We start from the raw sequence: 17,874 nt of genomic DNA, 5'->3' as shown, positions 1-17,874 counted from the left end.
ATGAGCGACGACGCGCAGGCTGACCCGCCGGCCGACGGATCCGCGGACTCGGGGCAGTTGGTCGGCGAGGGCGTCGACCGCCGCGAGGACGCGGCGCTGCTGACCGGCGACGCCACCTACACCGACGACATCGACCACCCGGACCTGACCTATCTCGCCTTCCTCCGCAGCGAGGTGGCCCACGCCGACGTCGAGGCCGTCGACACCGCCGCCGCCGAGTCGATGGACGGCGTCCTCGCGGTCTACACCTGGGACGACCTGGCCGCCTCCGAGATCCCGGGGGTGCTCCCGCTCTCGACGCACGGGCTGGACTGCGACCCGCCGGGCCACCCCGTGCTCGCCCGCGACCGCGTCCGCTACCAGGGCCAGCCGATCGCCGCGGTCGTCGCCGACGACCGCTACCGCGCCCGCGACGCCGCCGACGCGGTCGAAGTCACCGCCGATTCGCTCCCGACCGTCGTCGACCAGCGCGAGGCTCGGCGGGCCGACGCACCGGCGCTCTACGACGACGCCCCCGACAACGTCGCCGCGACCTCCGAACTCGGGGATCGGGAGGCGACCGAGGCGGCCGTCGCCGACGCCGACCACGCGGTCGAACTCGATCTGACGAACAACCGCCTCATCCCGAACGCCCTCGAACCCCGGGCGGCCGTCGCCCGCTGGGACGCCGGCGACGAGCGCCTGACCGTCGAGCTGACGAGCCAGTCGCCCCACGGCCACCGCGGGAAGCTCTCGACGACGCTCGGCCTCCCCGAGCGCGCCATCCGTGTCGTCGCGCCCTCCGTCGGCGGCGGGTTCGGCCACAAGGGCCACCACCACCCCGGCGAGGCCGCCGCCGCCTTCGCCGCGATGGATCTGGAGCGGCCCGTGAAGTGGACCGCCACGCGGAGCGAGAACTACCTCGCGGGCGCTCACGGTCGGGACCACCGCACGACCGCCGAGTTGGGCGTCGACGACGACGGGACAATCCGCGGTCTGCGCGTCGAGACCGACGCCAACGTCGGTGCCTACGGCCTCGGCGGTAGCCTCGGGATGCCCGGCTGGTACGGTTCCTTGCTGTCCAGCCAGTACGACATCCCGGCCATCCACTGCGAGACCCGCGCCGTGTTCACGAACACCGCGCCGATCCACTCGTATCGGGGCGCCGGCCGCCCGGAAGCGAACTACGTCGCCGAGCGCCTCGTCGGCGCCGCCGCCCGCGAACTCGGCGTCGACCCCGCCGAGCTACGCCGGGCGAACCAGATCGCGGAGTTCCCCCACGAGACGGCGGTCGGCGCCACCTACGACAGCGGCGACTACGAACGCGGACTCGACGAGGCGCTGGACGCCGCCGGGTGGGACGACCGCCGGCGTCGGCCCGACCGCGACGACGACGGTCGCTACCTCGGGGTCGGCCTCGCCTGCTACGTCGAGTCGACCGGCGGCGGCACGGAGAGCGGCGTCGTCCGCGCCCACCCCGACGGCACCGTCACCGTCTACGCGGGCACCCACTCCCACGGGCAGGGTCACGGCACCACCTACGCACAGATCGTCGCGGACGAACTCGGCGTCGACTACGACGCTATCGACGTGAACGAGGGCGACTCCGACGCCACCCCCACCGGCACCGGCACCTTCGGCAGTCGCTCGACCATCACCGGCGGCAACGCCATCGCCGAGAGCGCCCGCGCCGTGCGCGAGAAGGCCCGCGAACTCGCCGCGAACCTGCTCGACGCGCCCGAAGACGCCGTCGAGTACGACGACGGCGAGTTCTCGGCGTCCGGCCACACCGACGAGACCCGCTCGTTCGCCGACGTGGCCGAGGCGGCCTACGGCTGGGGCGTCCCCGAGGGGATGGACCCCGGGCTCGAAGCGACGACGTTCTTCGAGCAGGAGGCGACCGCCTACACCTTCGGCACGCACGTCGTCAGCGTCGCCGTCGACCCCGAGACCGGCGCCGTGGACATCGAGCGCTACGTCGCCCTCGACGACTGCGGCGAGCGGGTCAACCCCGTCATCGTCGAGGGCCAGGTCGAGGGCGGCGTCGCCCAGGGCATCGGACAGGCCCGCTACGAGGGGGCCGTCTACGCCGACGACGGGACCCTCGAAACCGACTCGATGCTCGACTATGCCGTCCCCCGCTCGTTCCACGTCCCCGACATCCAGACGGAGGCGACCGTCACGCCCAGTCCCACCAACGACCTGGGCGTCAAGGGCATCGGCGAGGCGGGCACCATCGCCGCCCCGCCGGCCGTCGTCAACGCCGTCTGCGACGCGCTCGAACCCCTTGGGGTCGACCACGTCGACATGCCGCTCACCGGGGAGCGCGTCCGCTCGGCGATCCGCGACGCCGAGGAGTGAGGCCCACCCGCTCACCCGGGTCGCCTCCCCGGTCTCGCGTCACTCCCCGCGCTGGCGCGCGAGGAAGTCCAGTACCTTCGAGAGCCCCCAGACGATCCCGACGAACGGGAGCAACGGGATCAATAGGATCACCAGCCCGAGGAAGATGGCCCGGCCGATCGAGTCCACCTCCGCGTCGGGGCGGGCCTTCGACCTCGGTGTGACCGTCCGGAGCACTTTCCGCGGGACGCTCGGGTCCTGGCGCTCGATGGATTCGCTCATGCGTTCCTGTCGGTCTCCCGAAACGATACACCCGGTGGCGGGGAACGGAACTGGTCGGTTCGGTGTGCTCGTCGAGTAGTGGATCCGGTCGGTTGGTGCGTGAAAGAGACGGAGACGACAGCGAGCGCTGAAAGCCCTCGCCGCGCTCGCCCGAGGAGAACGGCCCCCGAAACGACGGTCTCACACGGAGTCGGCGAGCCGCGCTGCTTGTTCGTGTCAGTCCCGCGGTTTTCGCGCCGGTATCCTCGGCCGCGACGCTCGTTGCGGGCCCCACTCGTCGGAAACCGTGGACGAAAAAGCCGCCTCCCTCCGGTCGGCGGGCGCGTACCCTGCGACCGCCCTACATGAAGTCGGCGATGCCGCTCTGCTTGTTCGTGTCGTCCTCGAACACGCGGTTGATCGACCGTTCGAGGACCTCCAGCCGTTGCTTGGTGTAGGTGCGACAGCCGAACTCCTCGGCGACCCGCGTCGCCGTCTCGATGTACTTGTTGACCGACCCCTCGTGGACGGTGAGGTTGACGCGGCCGCCGCACTCCCGGCAGTCGCCCGACAGCGGCATCCGCCGGTACTTCTCGCCGCAGTCGAGGCAACGCACGTCCTGGCGCGAGAAGGCGCGGAGGTTCCCGATGAGGTCGGGCAGGAAGTGGTACTCGATGATGCGCTCGGCCACGTCCGTCTCGTCGACGGCGCGGATCTTCCGCGAGAGGTTCAGCTGGGCGTCCATCTTGTCCTCCATCGACCCCAGCGTCTTGTACGCCGAGAGCGCCGGCCCCGCGGCGATGTCCGTCGTGTCGTGGGTGTGGTCGAAGCCCGTGTACTCCTCGTCGGTGCCCAGCGTCTCCTCCGCGATGGTCATGACGTCCTCCACGTCCTCCGGGTCGGCGAGCTCGCGCGTCGCCTCGTAGAACTCCTTCGGGTACTCCCGCATGATGTCGACGTTGTGGGCCTCGTCGTCGATCTCGGCGGGGTCGATCCGCGAGGACATGACGAGGGGCGCGTCCATGCGACCACCTCGCTGATCCGGCAAAAATTGCCGGGAGAAGTTCAACAGCCCGTCCATCAGCAGCATCACACAGTCTTCGTCGCCGTCACATTGCTTTACCGACAGGTCGTTCGCGACGAGCGAGTGATTCTCTGCGACGGTGAGACAGTAGACGTGATCGGTCTCGGACTCGGTGTACGACACCTCCTGGACCGGATCGAGGTGGTACTCGTCGGCGCCGCCGTCGAAGACGTAGGCGTGGCGGCTGGCAGACTCACGACTTCCGACCTGTTGGCGAAGGCGGTCGTCCTTCGCAGAGCGGTGGAACCCGACGCGGTCCGCGAACCGGACAGCGTCGTCCCGAGAGACGGCCAACTCGTAACTGTGGCGCGAGAGCGACTCGTCGTCCTCGTCGTAGAGTTCCGGAAATGCGTCGGAGAGTGCTACTGGTTCCGTATGGTCGACAGTCGCGGTGATACCCAACCGGGTCAGCAGCGCGAGGAGGTCGGACCTGAGTTCCGGACTCACAGTCGTCGCCGAGACGCGAGGTGCCTGTCCGTCGGCGGTCCCGTCACCGCTGAAGTATCCGGCGAGGTACGCACCGACGATCCGGTCGGGGGAATCGAAGATACACTGCGGGACCCGCTTGGTGTGAGCGAAGATACCAGCCTCTAACACCGAGTCGAAGAACCCGCGAAGCAGTCGGCCAGAGACAGTAATCTTCGCGTGATTCTCGACGTAGGGTTCGACGCCGAACTCGTCCGCCAGTACGTCGAGGAAGAACTCCCGTGCCTCCTCGTCCGTGCCGCAGACTGTCGTCTGATGGATCGTTCCCTTCGGGGTGTCCTGATCCCGGGCGAATCCTTCGGCGGCGTAGTACCCGAGAAGTGTGGCAACCCGCTCGTTGAGTGTGATGTATCGATCGATCTCCGTCCCGTCGCGTTTGACACCGAGCGTCGCGTCCTCGGGGACGAACGACAGCAAGTTCTCTGTCGAATCGAAAAAGTTGTCGAGTAGCGCGACCGGAATGCTCTCTCGGTAGAGGTAGTTACTCAACGTTTTCTTCGTCAGCCCGAGATAGTCGGCAGTACTCTGAAGCGGGTAGAAGCGACCGTCCCAATCGTCGGCGAGCCGGTGTTCGAAGCGCTCGTACAGGCGATCCTTGTCGAGCCCTTTGATCATCAGCCTGTCGTCGGCGACGACGTCGGACTCGATGAACGCTTCGAGGAGGTCGAACCGCTTCGGCTCGTCAGCTGGGTCGGTACTGTCGAGATGTTTCGGTGTGACGAGACAATCCGATTCGTCGAGTTTCCCCGCGGGTACAGACACCATCCGGCCGAGGTCCGGTTCGTATATGTGGACCTTGTGGTCCGCAGTCAGTTTCAGTTCTCGGCCGGATTCGGTTTGAATATCGACGAGGTGATCCGGCGCCGGATGCTTACTGAGCGCCTCCACGGGCTGTGTAGACTGCGACCCGCCGTTGTCGAACGAGGGGACGGAGAGTTCACCGTCGAGGTGGTCGAGGTCGTCTACGAGCGTCCCGAAGTCGTCCCGTTCGGCACTGTCAGGATCGAGATACCCCTCGACGAGCCGTTCGATCGACTCGTGATTGAGTTCCCCACCTTCGTCCTCGTACCACACCTTCGTCTCCGGATGGAAGCAGTTCCGGCGCTTCGCGGCGTGGAAATAGGGGTGAGCGTACCCGACCGCTGCCGTCGTGAATCCGACGATACGGCCGACGGTCGCGGCGCTCGTGTGGGGGGCCATCCCGAAGACGAGCTCGCCGACGAGGTCGTCGCGCTCCTCGAGATTGTAGAACGGTTCGAGGCCGTAGTAGGATTCGAGCAGGTCGTCGACGAAGTCCGCGGTTTTGAGCATGTGCTCGGCGGCGCCCTCCGAGAGCACCACGTCCTGGACGTTGAGTTCGACGAGCTGGTCGTCGTGCTGGAGGGGCTGGCCGTGGATGTCTTCCTCGTAGCCCAGCGCCCGGAAGGCGTCGGCGGTCACGTCGAGTTCGGAGGGGCGGACCGCCGTCACGGGCAGGTCGGTCATGTCGTAGCGGACGGTGCCGTCCTTGAACGCCGAGACGCCGTGTTTCGCGCGCAAAATGCCCTTCTCCATGGGCTCGGGCGTCTTCTGCTCCGAGGAGAGGCCCTTCACCGCCTTGAGCGCGTCGTAGGCGGTCGGCCGTTCGTTGAGGTTCGCGAGGGCGGATTTGAACTCCGAGTTGATGTCGACGACCGTCGTCTGGGTGGGTCGGGCGAGCGTCTCGCAGCGCGAACACTCCGCGCGGCCGGACTCGTCGGGTTCGACCTCGTGGTCGCAGTCGGGGCAGACGTAGACGGCCTCGCAGACGCCGCCGCAGTCGGGACAGCGGGGTTTGAAGGTTCGTTCGCCGCAGTCGGTACACTCCTGGCGGCCGACTTCGAGTTCGACCTTCCCCTGGGTGTCGTCGTAGCTGTCGCCGGCCACGGCGGCGTCGCCGACCTTCCGCTGGGAGCCGCCGGCCTCGCCGATGGGGAACAGAGTGTGGACCGCCGGCGAGAGGTCGCGACTCTCCGACTTCTCCGGGCGACCCATCCGGTTGCCGATGCGGGTCGGCGCTCGCTCGCGCACGTCGAAGGGTGCTATCTCGCCGACGGCGAGGACGGCGTTGGCGCCGTCCTCGGTCGAGGCCGCCGACGACTCCAGTTGCGCGTCGCTGGCCTCGCCGCCGCCGTAGGCTCTCGCGCGTTCGGAGAGGTCCTCGGGCGCCCAGTCGCGGTCGAGCGAGTCGTCGAACCCGAGCGTCCGCGCGAGCGGGCGCCAATCGGGGATCACCAGCGTGTCCTCGGTCTGGGTGTGCTCGACGAGGAGGTGCTCGACGGCCTCCCGAACCGTCTCGGAACGGGGGAGCACGAGGTCGCCCGCCGCCGCGGCGCCCGCGTCGCGGTCGTGGCCGTCCGTCGCGGCGTCGTGCTGGGTGTCGGCCGCGCCGTCGTCGCTGTCGTCCTCGTCGTCGGGGTCCCGGACGACTGCTCGCGGGTCGCCGCTCGCGGGTCCTTCGTCCCCGCTCGTGTCCGAGGCGCTCCGCACCTCGCTCTCCCCGCTCACTTTCGAGGCGCTTCGCGCCTCGCTCGCCCCGTCCGTTTGCGCGATCCGCCCCTCGTCGACGGCGTCGGCCAGCGCGCACACCTCGTCGACGGACAGATCGTGCCAGCAGTAGGTGTATTTGGGGTGCAGCGGCGCGTCGTACGCCTCGACCCACTCGAGGGCCTCCTCGGCGCTCGGGTCCGACAGATCCACGTCCAGCGAGTCGCGCATCGCCTGCACGTCCGCGCCGGCGTCGTCGAACTCCTGGGCCCACCACTCGACGGTGTAGGAGGCGGGGGCCAGCGGGTGGTTGTTCTCGACGAACTCGCCGTAGTTGACGAGGTACTCGCCCAGGTCGATCACCTTCTCGACGCCGTTGCGGACTTCGAGGGCGTCCTCGGGGTCGTCGATGCGGCGGACCTCGCCGTTCGCCAGCCTGACGGTCGGTCCCTCGATGGTGTCGACGGGGACGACCCCGGCGGCCTTCCCCGGGCGCTCGGTCTTGATCTGGGTGCCCGTCGCGAGGAAGTCGTCGACGAGGTGCATCGTCGCCGGGTGGACGCCCGCCGTGGCGTTCCCGTGGTTGCGCGCCCGGCCGTAGCGCAGTCGGAAGCCCCCGGCCTCGCTCGGGTGCGAGAAGACCGGCCGCCCCGCGATGAGGTCCCGGAGGAACTTCTTCGAGGGGTCCAGCCGGGGCGGTCCCGCGGGCGCTTCGCCCTCGTCGTCGTCGGCCTCGCTCTCGTCGTCGTCGGCGCCCTCCTCGTCGCCGTCCGCGTCGCCCTCGTCGTCACCCTCCTCTTTGCCGATGGTGCCGTCGATGAGGTCCTGCAGCCACGGCCAGTCGACCTCGTCCAGATTTCGGGTGTATCGCTGGATCTTCGGGGCCTTCAGCGCGATCCCCTCGGCCATGACGAGACACATGCCGCCGCGGGCGGAGTTGGAGTCGACCCGTTCCAGATCCCGGTATCCCGACACCTCCTCGTCGCCGGTGGCCTCGCCGTCGAGCATGATCGGCATGTGCTCGGCGATGAACTTGCTCTCTTTCTCCTTCGGGGAGTACTGCAGGCCGGTCTCCTTGTCGTACAGGTCGATCTCCTCGGCGTAGCGACCGATCTCGTCGTCGCGCGCCTTGTACTGGTCGATACCGAGCATCGCGCGGGCGTAGTCGGCGACGAGCACCGACAGCGCCTGTGCGGTCCCGCCTGCGGAACGGATCGGGCCGGCGTAGTAGACGTTGACGAACTCCGTCCCGTCGTCGTTCTCTAAGATCTCGACGCGGTCGATCCCCTCGATGGGGGCGGCGACGACGCCCTCAGTCAGCAGCGCGACCGCGGTGCGGACCGCGCCCTCAACCTTGCCGGCCCGGGAGTCGTAGTCGCCCACGTCGCCGTCGACGAAGTCCGAGACGAGTTCGAGCGCCGCTTCTTCCCTGCTCATCTCGCCCTCTAACTCGCGGACGCGCTCGGCGACGCCGTCGATTCCGAGGATGTTCTCGACGCGGTCGGCCATGTCCCGGGCGACGGGGATCTCGACGCTATCGGTCGGGTCACCGCCGCGCTCGCGGGCCGCCTCGGCCACGTCGAAGGCCTCGTCGAGCCCGGATTCCAGCCGTTCGAAGTAGCGTTCGTCCTCGGGTTTCATCGTCGTGGCTCCCGTTTCATCGTCGTGGCTCCCGTGTCATCGTCGCGTTCCCGTTCTCATCGTCGGTGCCGCGGCCCGTTCATAGCGGCCACAGGTCCAGCGCGGTCTCCTCGTCGTACTCCCGGTCGAGTTCCGCGTCGAACTCGCGGACGTAGATCTCCCCGGCGAAGACGGTCGCGCTGTCGAGGTGGCCCGCCAGCGTCGTGCCGTCTTCCCGCGAGAGGACGGCGTGGGTGTGGGCGAACGGCTCGCCGTCCAGGTGGGAGACGTTGCCGACGCAGGCGGCCATCTCCAGGGGCTCGTCGAAGCGCTCGGGGTAGTACGCCTCGTCGTCCTGGTCGTAGTACAGGATCTCGGCGTCCTGTACGGCGCCGAGCCCGAAGAAGAACGCGGCGTCGACCCCCTCGTCGGCGGCGAAGGCCTCGATCTGGCCGCGCCAGTCGTCGCCGTGGGCCAGGCGGGCGACGAACTCGCGGGCGCCCTCGACTTCCAGATAATCCATACGCCTACGAGGGACGGGCGTCACAAAAAACGTTCCGAGCGGGGACGCGAACCCGCGGCCGCGGTCCGGGCGACTCCCGTCGGCGCGACCACCGGCCGCTCGGATGGCGGAGGGTCGTTCCCCCACCGCCGGGCTTGAAGACGCGCGGGTTCGAACGGGGCGTCATGGATCTCGACCTGACAGGTCAGACCGCACTCGTGACCGGCGGCGGCCGCGGCAACGGCCGCGCGATCGCGCTCGAACTCGCCACCCACGGCGCCGACGTGATCGTCAACGATCTGGACGAGGACGTGGCCGAGGACACCGCCGCGACCATCCGCGACCGCGACGACGACAGCGACGCCGTCGGCGTCGCCGCCGACGTGACCGACGAAGCCGAAGTGCAGGCGATGGTCGAACACGGCGTCGAGGAACTCGGGAGCGTCGACATCCTCGTCAACAACGCCGGCGTCGGCAACGCCGGCCCGTTCCTCGACGAGGACTACGACGACGACTTCCGGCTCAACATCGAGGTCCACCTGTTCGGCTCGATCAACTGCACGCGCGCCGTCGTCGACGGCATGATCGAACAGGGGTACGGAAAGATCGTCAACATCACCTCGATCCACACCAAAAACGCCGTCGGCCAGTCCCCCCAGTACGACGTGGGCAAGTGGAGCCTGCTCGGACTCACCAAGAGCCTCGCGCTCGAACTCGGCCACGAGGGCATCAGGGTGAACGCCGTCGCCCCCGGCTGGGTCAACACCCGCATGACCGAGGGCTTCTCCGAGGCCGTCACCGAGCAGATTCAGGACCTCAACCCGCTGGGCCAGTTCGCCGAACCCGAGGACATCGCCAACGGCGTCACCTTCCTCGCCTCTCCCGCCGCCGACTACGTCAACGGCCACGAACTCCGCGTCGACGGCGGCCAGGTCCCCATCCCCGACTGGCGACTGGACAACCGATAGGACGACGGGTTCGACCGCCCGCCGATACCGCGTTCGATCAGTCCGGGCGCTCGTGGATCGGTCCGTCGACCCCGCGGAGGTGCCCGCCCGTCCGGTCGTTGCGAACCGCCAGGACCTCGGCGACGACGCTGTGGGCGACCTGTGCGGGGCTTCCCCCGCCCAGGTCCAGCCCGACCGGGGCGTAGATCCGGTCGCGGTCCCGTTCGTCCAGTTCGACGCCGTCGTCGGCCAGGGCTCGGCGGAGGCGGTCGAACCGCTCGGCCGGCCCGAGCACGCCGAGGTAGTCGACCGGCGTCGCCAGCAACTCCGCCAGCGCCACGCGGTCGTCGACGAAGTTGTGGGTCATCAGCACGACCGAGTCGTCGGCGCCGAAGCCGACGGCCCCGCACAGGTCCCGCGGTGAGGTCGCGACCACCCGGTCGGCCCGCGGGAACCGCTCGCTCGTCGCGCGACCGCCGCGGAAGCCGACGACGGTGACTCGAAAGCCCGCCGACCGCGCCGACGCGACCACCGGCCGCACGTCCGCGTTGCTCCCGACGACCACGAGCCGCGGCGCGGGGGTCACCCGCTCGACGAACAGCCGAACCGCACCGCCCCCCGTTTCGACTCGAACCGAACGGGTTCCGTCCGCGTCGTCGGGGATCTCGGTAGTGACGGCCGGCGGGAACGCTCCGGCCGTATCGCCGTCGCTGTCGTCCCACCGGTCGCCGACCGCGAGGCGGGGATCGCCGCTCTCGACGACGACCGCGGCGGTTCGCCCGGTCGGCAGTTCGTCGTCCGGAGCCGCCAGCGGCCGGTGGCGCTCCCCGAGCGGTTCGAGCAACAGGTCGACGACGCCGTCGCAGCCGACGCCCAGTCCCCACGTCTCGTCCGAGCGGAGGTCGAACCGCTCGACGCGGGCCGACCCGTCGGCCAGCACGTCGCTCGCCAGGTCCACCACCGAGTCGGCGAGGCAGCCGGCGGTCACCGAACCCGCACCGGTCGAGCCCGGGTCGGGCTCCGGTCGGGCGTCGTCCGCCGGTTCGTCGCCGGCCGCTCCGCCGCCGGGCGCGACGACCATCTTCGCGCCCGGTCGCCGGTACGCCCGGCCGTCGACGGCGACGACCGTCGCCAGGACCGCCGGCTCGCCCGAATCGAGGTACTCCCGGGCGGTCGCGCGGACCGCGCGCTCGGGCGCCGACCAGTCCGGTTGGACTCGGTCGCCGCTCATGCCGTCGGAGTGTCGCCGGCTGCCCGGTCGGCGGCCGTCTCCAGCGCGCGGGCGACGTACGCCTCCAACAGCTCCCCGCGGAACTCCGCCGAGGCGGAGGCGTCTGCGCGCAGCCGTTCGGGGTCGATGTCGGCCCGCGCCTCGCTCGCCGCCGCGTCGATGGGCGCCGAATCCAGCGGGTCGCCCACGAGCGCGTCCTCGACCGACGGGAGGCGAACCGCGCGGTCGACCGCGCCGGTCGCGGCGACGCGCGCGCTCGAAACGGTCCCCTCGCCGCCGGCGTCCCGGTCCGCGTCGCCGTCCCCACCGCCGTCCGTCTCGACCACCGCGGCGACGCCGACCATCGCGTACCCCGTCGCCGGATGGGTCTTCTTCGCGTACGCGAACCCGCCGCCGTCGGCGTGGGGCACGCGGACGCCCGCGAGGAGTTCTCCGGGCTCGACCGCCGTCTCGCCGTCGCCGCGGAAGAAGTCGGTCGCGGGGACCTCCCGCTTGCCGTCGCGATTCCGGAGCAAGATCGTCGCGTCGCTCGCCAGGACGGCCGCCGGCAGGTCCGCGCCGGGGTGGGCCGCCGCCAGGTTCCCGCCGATCGTCCCGCGATTCCGGATCTGCAGGTCGCCCACCTCGCTCGCCGCCTCGGCCACCAGCGGGACGGTCGACCGCACGGCTCCGGAGTCGGCGATCGTCGCGTAGGTCGTCAGCGCCCCCAGGACCGTCCGGTCGTCCAGCGCGTTGACCGCGTCGAGCGCGGGCACGTCGAGGTCGACGACCACGTCCGGTTCCCGCCCCTCGGTCTTCATCGCCGGGACGAGACTGTGGCCGCCCGCGAGGATCTCCACGTCCGCGTCGGCGTACCGCTCCAGCGCCTCCAGCGCCTCGCTCACCGACTCGGCCCGCTCGTAGTCGAACTCGGCCGGGAACATCTCAGTCCTCGCCCTCCGGCCGCGGCGGTTCCGCGCGCTGGTCCCGCTCGCCCTCCGAGCCCGCCGGCTCGGCGGACGACTCGGCGTCCGAGAGTCGTTCGGCCGCCGTCTCGACGGCGTCGACGACGTTGCCGTACCCCGTACAGCGACAGACGTTCCCTTTCAGCGCCGTCCGGATCTCGGCGCGGGTGGGGTCGGGGTTCTCGTCGAGTAGCTGGTGGGTCGTCGCGAGCATTCCGGGGGTACAGTAGCCGCACTGCAGGCCGTGTTCGTCGTGGAACGCCCGCTGGACGGGGTCGAGGCCCCCCTCGGCGAGGCCGGCGGCGGTCGTCACGTCGCTGTCGTCGGCCTGGACCGCCAGCACCGTACAGGACTTGACCGCGTCACCGTCCATCTCGACCGTGCAGGCGCCGCACTTGCCGCTCTCGCAGCCGACGTTCGGCGCGGTGTACCCCAGCTCGTCCCGCAGCGCGTGGACCAGCAGCGTCCGCGACTCGACGGTCAACTCCTCGGTCGTCCCGTCCACCGTGAGTGAGATATCGTGTGTCGACATGAGAGGGTGATCGCTTGTCCCGACAACGGTAGCGAGCGAGTAAAGTGTTGGTCTCGGTGACGCGGGCGGGCGCTCCGACCCGGAGCTCACCCCTCGATTTCCAGGATCCCGACGTAGTCGCCGCCCGCGGGGTCCAGCCCCGCCTCCGGTTCGATCGTGTCGACGAGGGTCCACGGGGTCTCACTTGCCAGGTTCGCCATCGTGTCCGGTGCGGCCATCAGGTAGTCGAACCACGGCGTCGCGAGTCGTTCGTGGCGGACGCGCATCCGGAGCGCGCCCGGAAGTCGGCCGCGCTCGCGGTTGTACTCGTGGTACGCGAGGTGATGCTCGTCGTCGGTCATCACGGGGTCGCGGCTCTGTACCACCAGCGTCGCGTCGTCGGTCGCCACCGTCGCGAGATCCCCGAGCCGGTCGAGGGCGGTCTCGGCGGTCCCGACGAGTCCGAAGTTGTTGCCCAGCATCAGTATCGTGTCGAACGTGTCTGGATCGAACTCGTCGGCCACGTCGGCCACGCGAGCGTCCCTGACGCCGCGGTCGCGGGACACCTCGACCGCACCGGGCGACACGTCGACCGCGGTCACGCCGTGGCCTCGCTCCTGGAGGGCGAGCGCGGCCCGGCCCGCGCCACAGCCCACGTCGAGGACCCGCCCCTCGACGCGGTCGAGCGCGCGCCGGTCGGGGTCGGGCCACTCGTCGTCCTCGGCGAAGTAGAACTCGCCGCCGGCGCTGATCCCGACCCAGCCGTCGTCGCGTTCGACCAGTTCGCACCCCTCGCCGATCTCGCGGTACTCCCGGAGCATCGCACCGAAGGCGTCGCCCCGTCGCGACCCGGGTGTCTGTGGTTCAGTCACCGGGATCCGACAGACCGATTCGCGGGCCGGGAAGAGGGGGATTGCTATCGGTGGAACGGAGATATCTCGGCCAGTGCCGTCGCAAAATGTGATCTCGGGGGACAACTTTTACTACCGATACTACACCACTGAGTGGTATGGTTCGGCCAGTAGAAACCGAAGCTCTCGAAGATATCTCTCGGGAGCTGGCTCTCGATAACTACGGCTTCTTATACGTGACTGATACGAAGGAGGCGATAAAGGAGGGCTACGAGAGTCGGGACACCGGGTTACTGAACACGGGATCGCTGTCGGCGACGGACATCAAAGAGGGACTGCGAGATCTCGCCAACGACGAGTTCTCCGAGTTCGAGAAGCTCAGGAACGGGGCCTACTACTACGACCCGTTCGGGCTGCCCGAGGGGACCTCGGTGACCGGCGAGTTGAAACACCTGTTCAAGCGGAAGCTCGTGGTCAACACTCAGGACATCCAGTCGCAGTTCGACATCGCGCCCGCGGACGTCGACTTCTTCGCCGAACGGCTGGTCGACCAGCAGTACATCAGCCGTATCTCGACGGGCGACAGGGATTACTACCGGAGCGGCCCGGACCTGCGCGACGAGACCTCCGGCGACGCGAGCGTCTCCGCGCGCCTCGAGAAGGAGGCGACGCTCGGGACGCTCTCGCACTCGAAACTGGAGAACGTCATCGACGTGGCCGCGACGAGCGACGTGATCCGACACCTCGTCAACGAGGGGTTCGTCGTCGACATGGGCGACGACTACCTCGTCCGGAGCTGTTTCGACGAGTACGCCGAGTTCCTGGTCGACGAGATCGGCGACGATGTCGTCGACGAGTTCGACGATATCGGCGTGCTCACCCTCGACGAGTTCGAACAGGTCGTCGAGAACGAGATCTCCGAGCGCTACGACGTCCTGCTCCACCTCGACCGCAACGACACCGAACAGCTGTTCGACGAGATCCGAGGCCAACTGAAGGAGGAGTACGGGCTCACGGAGGACAAGGCGGTCATCCGCCACGAGGAGGACTTCGAGGAGTACGTCGACGCGCGGGCCGACCAGATACTCGAGGATATCGACCAGCAGGCGCTCGGTCAGCCCAGCGACCTCGTCGACGAGGGGCGGCCCCAGATAGCGGAGATCGTGGTCAGCGACGCGGAACGGGTGAACGGGTACGTCAGAGACGCTATCGAGGAGCGCTTCGAGCGCAAGGTCGACGCCATGTTTCAGGTCGGCAACAAATCAACCGAATAACGGGACACAGAAACGATGACGACGAAATACCAGAACTTCAGCACGACGACGCAGGGTGGTCAGGAGTACATCATCGCGCAGCCGAAAAACGACCGGGACGAGCCGGTCCGGATCCCGGGTGCCATCGGGAACACCGAGGACCCCGACGAGACGTGGACGGACGTGGTCGGCCAACTCGTCCAGTACGACATCTCCAACGCGCTGAACCTCGAATCGGGAAAGGGGAAGATACAGCGAGATGACGCGCTGAACAGCCTCATCGCGTCCGAGGACAAGACGATCCCGATCGAGAGCGAGGCGCAGGCGGAGGCGGTCATCGACTATTTCGTCGACGAGGACGTGCTGGACACCGACGGCACCGACTTGGTGGTGCTGGAGGACCCGAGCATGCTCCAGGACATCGGCAGCGAGAACGACGAGACGAAACCGAAGATGCTGCTGAACTGGGTCTCGGCGATTGAGGGCTGTACGAACAAGATCGACGATACGATCGAGACGATCGAACAGACCGAACAGGAGCTGCGCGAGGAGATCGGCGAGTCCAACGCCGCCGAGAAGGTACAGGAGTTCGATCACAAACAGCAGGAAGTGGCTCAGGAGCTGATGAACCTCACGAACGGCAGACAGCTCGACGAGACCGACCTCAGCCCGCCCGACCAGGCCGAGTACGAGCGCCTGGAAGAGCGACTCTTCCACCTGGAGAGCATGAAGGAGGCGGCCGAGGGCGGGACCCTCGAGGACGAACTCCGGCGGGCCGCGGAGGAACTCGGCGCGCAGATGCAGAAGCTCGAAGAGATCGACGACGTGCTGAAAACGCAGAAACAGCGGGTCAAACGCGCCTACAAGTACAAGGAGGAGATCGCCCCCGAGCGGGCCATGGAGATGGCGAAGAACCTCTCGAACCTGGCGACCTCGCTGACGGACGTCGACTCCGCCGCGGAGAAAAAGGAGGAACAGAACACGATGGAGAAGGTCCAGCAGGTGCTCGACGCGACCGAGGACATCGACGCCGAGGAGATGAGCACCGACGCGGAGGCCGACGAGGAGACCGGCAGCTACGAGTTCAACAACTGAGCGATCCGAATGGAGGGACGTTCGTTCGTCGGCACGGCGAGCGCGGTCGAGGACGACATCGACGCCGTCCTCGGGGAGCCGACGGTCACGAACGAGTCGGTCCTCACGAAGGGCCTCGCGGTCTTGCGGACGCTGAGTGACCTCTGCGAACTCACGAGAGCGAGCCAACCGATCCCCGGACCGACGGCGGTCGACGACGGTGACGAACGGCTCGACGCGAGCGTCGCCACCGTCCTGGAGACGGTCTACGACCGCGGCGACGCGACGCCGGCCGACGTCGACCGCCTCGCGAGGGCGTGCGACTGCGGGCTCCTCGCCGTCGCCGACGGATCCGTACACGTCCCGCTGGCGCGGGCCGGACCCGCCGCGGGGAACTGGGCGGTGGTGTTCGCGTTCGTCCACGACCGCCTCGACGCGCTCCGCGAGAAGGGAGCGCACGTCCGCGACCGCATCGCGCGTTCGGGGAAGGCGGAGACGGTCTTCGAGCGGGTCTGGCGGTCGGTCGTCGAGACGCTCGCGGACATCAGACGGGTGCTCAGACACACGCTCACCAGGCACCGGTGGGTGAGCCATCGCGCCGGGCGGTCGGACGACCGGCCGCAGCGGTTCGGCAGCTGGGTCGTCGAACGACTGGATACCTAAGACATGAGCAAACTGAATCTACAGCCGGTGACGGAGACGGACCGGCCGACTTCGCACCTCACGATCGGGGAGACGAAGGTCGGGTCGTCGAACATCGTCGCCGTCACGCACAACAACCGGTCGGCGTTCTTCTACGTCGACCCCGAGGAGGAACTGGTCGCGAGCAACATCCGGAACAAGGTCAAGTTCCACGAGAACGTCGCCGATGTCTTCGGCGGGATCGCCCGCGGGCAGCCCTTCCAGGTCGAGGCCGATGTCAGCGGTCGCGACGTCGAGCCGTGCAAGTCCGCGACGCTGTACACCCGCGACATCGGCGAGGAGCGGCTGGCCTCGTTTCTGCGGTCCACGAACTACCTGCTCCACGAGATCGAGGAGGTCGCGCTCATCGACGGGGAGCTGACCCACTTCGAGGTGCTCGACCTGCAACCGCGCGGGTTCCCGACCCTGATGGTCGACGAGGAGACCGAGTTCGAGTTCGTCGACCGAGAGGAGCGCGACGAGCGACGCGACCGCGGACCGAGCCAGGGGGCCGGTCCCGGTCCCGGCGGCCAGGGCCGCGGCGGCGGTCAGGGCCGCGACGACGAGGACGTCGACATCGACATCTCCCCGGAGAAGCCGACGGTGAGCTTCGAGGAGGACGTGGCCGGCCTGGACGAGGTGAAAAGCACCGCGCAGATGCTGCTCGCGCTGTTCGACCCGGAGACCAAACGGGAGGTCGAGGGGCGCTACGGGGAGGAGTTCGCCGCGCGCGGCGGCAGCATGCTGCTGTACGGGCCGCCGGGCTGCGGGAAGACGCTCGTCTCCGAGGCGATCGCCTACGAGGCGGCCAACAACACCAACATCGAGTCGGAGTACGGCGACGTGAAGTTCCTCCCGGTCAAGGGCGGGGACATCCTCTCGCGGTACCCCGGCGAGGCCGAGCGCCGCGTCGAGGCGGTGTTCGACCGCGCCCACAGCATCGCACAGGACGGCTTCGCGGTGCTCTTTTTCGACGAGATCGAGACGCTCATCCCCGACCGCAGCGACGACGACCTCCAGCGCCACGAGCGGTCGCTGACCAACGCCTTCCTGCAGGAGATGGGGACCGACAAGATCGAGGACAACCTGCTGGTCATCGGCGCGACGAACATGCCGTTCACGATCGACCCGGCGGCGAGCCGGCGCTTCCCCGTCCAGCAGTTCATCCCTCAGCCCGGCGACGAGGTGATGTCTCAGGTGTGGCACAAGGAACTGGACTCGCTCGAAGCGGCCAACCCGGACGTGGAGATCAGCTACGAGCGACTCGGCGCCGCGTCGGCGGGGTACACCCCGGCCGAGATCGCCGACCGCGTGCTTGGAACGGAGCTCCAGCGCGAACTCGTCCGCAGTGTCGTCGAGGACGGTTCCGAGCCGATCGTCCCGGATACGGAGTACCTGCTGGAGCGGCTCGACCGCAACGAGCCCAAGACGGTCCGACAGTTCATCACCAGCGTCCGCGAGGAGGTCGACGAGCTCGAGGGGTACCCGGAGATGCGTCGGTACGTCGAAGAGCAGGCGGACCGGCTCGGGATCGCGGTCGGCGGGGGCAGCGACGTGTTCGACCAGCTGCGCGACCTGGGTGGGGACCAGGCGGAGGAGTAGGCG

General features: G+C 68.7%; 13 protein-coding genes. 6 read left to right on the top strand and 7 right to left on the bottom strand.

Annotation, left to right across the window (positions count from 1 at the left end; genetic code table 11):
• Window positions 1–2,340, top strand: coding sequence for a xanthine dehydrogenase family protein molybdopterin-binding subunit (locus tag HZS55_RS04335; RefSeq protein WP_179910516.1), 2,340 nt, complete (start codon window positions 1–3; stop codon window positions 2,338–2,340).
• 39 nt (window positions 2,341–2,379) lie between these two features.
• Here the strand turns inward: HZS55_RS04335 and HZS55_RS04330 are convergent, their stop codons facing one another.
• From HZS55_RS04330 to HZS55_RS04320, 3 genes are all read right to left on the bottom strand, one after another.
• Window positions 2,380–2,601 (bottom strand): DUF7535 family protein, encoded by a 222-nt coding sequence (locus HZS55_RS04330; RefSeq protein WP_179910515.1) that lies wholly within the window; start codon window positions 2,599–2,601, stop codon window positions 2,380–2,382.
• Window positions 2,602–2,941: 340 nt separating this feature from the next.
• Window positions 2,942–8,296, bottom strand: coding sequence for an LAGLIDADG family homing endonuclease (locus tag HZS55_RS04325; protein WP_179910514.1), 5,355 nt, complete (start codon window positions 8,294–8,296; stop codon window positions 2,942–2,944).
• A 79-nt stretch (window positions 8,297–8,375) separates the two neighbouring features.
• Entirely contained in the window at window positions 8,376–8,798 is a 423-nt protein-coding gene (locus HZS55_RS04320) for a PPC domain-containing DNA-binding protein (protein ID WP_179910513.1), read from the bottom strand.
• A 164-nt stretch (window positions 8,799–8,962) separates the two neighbouring features.
• Here HZS55_RS04320 and HZS55_RS04315 point away from each other — a divergent pair, with 164 nt between their 5' ends.
• On the top strand, window positions 8,963–9,745 hold the full coding sequence (locus HZS55_RS04315) for an SDR family NAD(P)-dependent oxidoreductase (RefSeq protein WP_179910512.1): 783 nt from the start codon (window positions 8,963–8,965) through the stop codon (window positions 9,743–9,745).
• 37 nt (window positions 9,746–9,782) lie between these two features.
• Here the strand turns inward: HZS55_RS04315 and HZS55_RS04310 are convergent, their stop codons facing one another.
• The 4 genes from HZS55_RS04310 to HZS55_RS04295 form a co-directional block, all read right to left on the bottom strand.
• Window positions 9,783–10,955, bottom strand: coding sequence for an XdhC family protein (locus HZS55_RS04310; RefSeq protein WP_179910511.1), 1,173 nt, complete (start codon window positions 10,953–10,955; stop codon window positions 9,783–9,785).
• On the bottom strand, window positions 10,952–11,878 hold the full coding sequence (locus HZS55_RS04305; protein WP_179910510.1) for an FAD binding domain-containing protein: 927 nt from the start codon (window positions 11,876–11,878) through the stop codon (window positions 10,952–10,954). Before HZS55_RS04305 ends, HZS55_RS04310 begins: the two co-directional genes overlap by 4 nt.
• A gap of 1 nt (window position 11,879) precedes the next feature.
• Window positions 11,880–12,431 (bottom strand): (2Fe-2S)-binding protein, encoded by a 552-nt coding sequence (locus tag HZS55_RS04300; protein ID WP_246308357.1) that lies wholly within the window; start codon window positions 12,429–12,431, stop codon window positions 11,880–11,882.
• 86 nt (window positions 12,432–12,517) lie between these two features.
• Window positions 12,518–13,282: a class I SAM-dependent methyltransferase gene (locus tag HZS55_RS04295; RefSeq protein ID WP_179910509.1), complete on the bottom strand. Its 765-nt coding sequence runs from the start codon at window positions 13,280–13,282 to the stop codon at window positions 12,518–12,520.
• Between the two features lie 215 nt (window positions 13,283–13,497).
• On the opposite strand from HZS55_RS04295, the gene HZS55_RS04290 reads away from it, so the two are divergent.
• From HZS55_RS04290 to HZS55_RS04275, 4 genes are read left to right on the top strand one after another with little or no spacing between them, the layout of a single operon-like run.
• A complete protein-coding gene (locus HZS55_RS04290) occupies window positions 13,498–14,535 on the top strand; it encodes a hypothetical protein (RefSeq protein WP_179910508.1) in 1,038 nt (345 codons plus the stop codon).
• 15 nt (window positions 14,536–14,550) lie between these two features.
• Window positions 14,551–15,609: a hypothetical protein gene (locus tag HZS55_RS04285; RefSeq protein WP_179910507.1), complete on the top strand. Its 1,059-nt coding sequence runs from the start codon at window positions 14,551–14,553 to the stop codon at window positions 15,607–15,609.
• 9 nt (window positions 15,610–15,618) lie between these two features.
• Window positions 15,619–16,251 (top strand): hypothetical protein, encoded by a 633-nt coding sequence (locus tag HZS55_RS04280; protein ID WP_179910506.1) that lies wholly within the window; start codon window positions 15,619–15,621, stop codon window positions 16,249–16,251.
• A gap of 3 nt (window positions 16,252–16,254) precedes the next feature.
• On the top strand, window positions 16,255–17,871 hold the full coding sequence (locus HZS55_RS04275) for an ATP-binding protein (RefSeq protein WP_179910505.1): 1,617 nt from the start codon (window positions 16,255–16,257) through the stop codon (window positions 17,869–17,871).
• Window positions 17,872–17,874: the final 3 nt, after the last annotated feature.

The sequence above is a fragment of the Halosimplex rubrum genome, from assembly GCF_013415885.1.
Taxonomy (GTDB): Archaea; Halobacteriota; Halobacteria; order Halobacteriales; family Haloarculaceae; genus Halosimplex; species Halosimplex rubrum.
This window is presented reverse-complemented; position numbering and strand designations above follow the sequence as displayed.

What these genes read in the sequence shown, in the direction of transcription:
- HZS55_RS04320 (WP_179910513.1), bottom strand. Translation starts at nt 8,798, where the DNA reads ATGGATTATCTGGAAGTCGAGGGCGCCCGCGAGTTCGTCGCCCGCCTG.
- HZS55_RS04285 (WP_179910507.1), top strand. Translation starts at nt 14,551, where the DNA reads ATGACGACGAAATACCAGAACTTCAGCACGACGACGCAGGGTGGTCAG.
- HZS55_RS04330 (WP_179910515.1), bottom strand. Translation starts at nt 2,601, where the DNA reads ATGAGCGAATCCATCGAGCGCCAGGACCCGAGCGTCCCGCGGAAAGTG.
- HZS55_RS04305 (WP_179910510.1), bottom strand. Translation starts at nt 11,878, where the DNA reads ATGTTCCCGGCCGAGTTCGACTACGAGCGGGCCGAGTCGGTGAGCGAG.
- HZS55_RS04280 (WP_179910506.1), top strand. Translation starts at nt 15,619, where the DNA reads ATGGAGGGACGTTCGTTCGTCGGCACGGCGAGCGCGGTCGAGGACGAC.
- HZS55_RS04335 (WP_179910516.1), top strand. Translation starts at nt 1, where the DNA reads ATGAGCGACGACGCGCAGGCTGACCCGCCGGCCGACGGATCCGCGGAC.
- HZS55_RS04310 (WP_179910511.1), bottom strand. Translation starts at nt 10,955, where the DNA reads ATGAGCGGCGACCGAGTCCAACCGGACTGGTCGGCGCCCGAGCGCGCG.
- HZS55_RS04300 (WP_246308357.1), bottom strand. Translation starts at nt 12,431, where the DNA reads ATGTCGACACACGATATCTCACTCACGGTGGACGGGACGACCGAGGAG.
- HZS55_RS04315 (WP_179910512.1), top strand. Translation starts at nt 8,963, where the DNA reads ATGGATCTCGACCTGACAGGTCAGACCGCACTCGTGACCGGCGGCGGC.
- HZS55_RS04325 (WP_179910514.1), bottom strand. Translation starts at nt 8,296, where the DNA reads ATGAAACCCGAGGACGAACGCTACTTCGAACGGCTGGAATCCGGGCTC.
- HZS55_RS04275 (WP_179910505.1), top strand. Translation starts at nt 16,255, where the DNA reads ATGAGCAAACTGAATCTACAGCCGGTGACGGAGACGGACCGGCCGACT.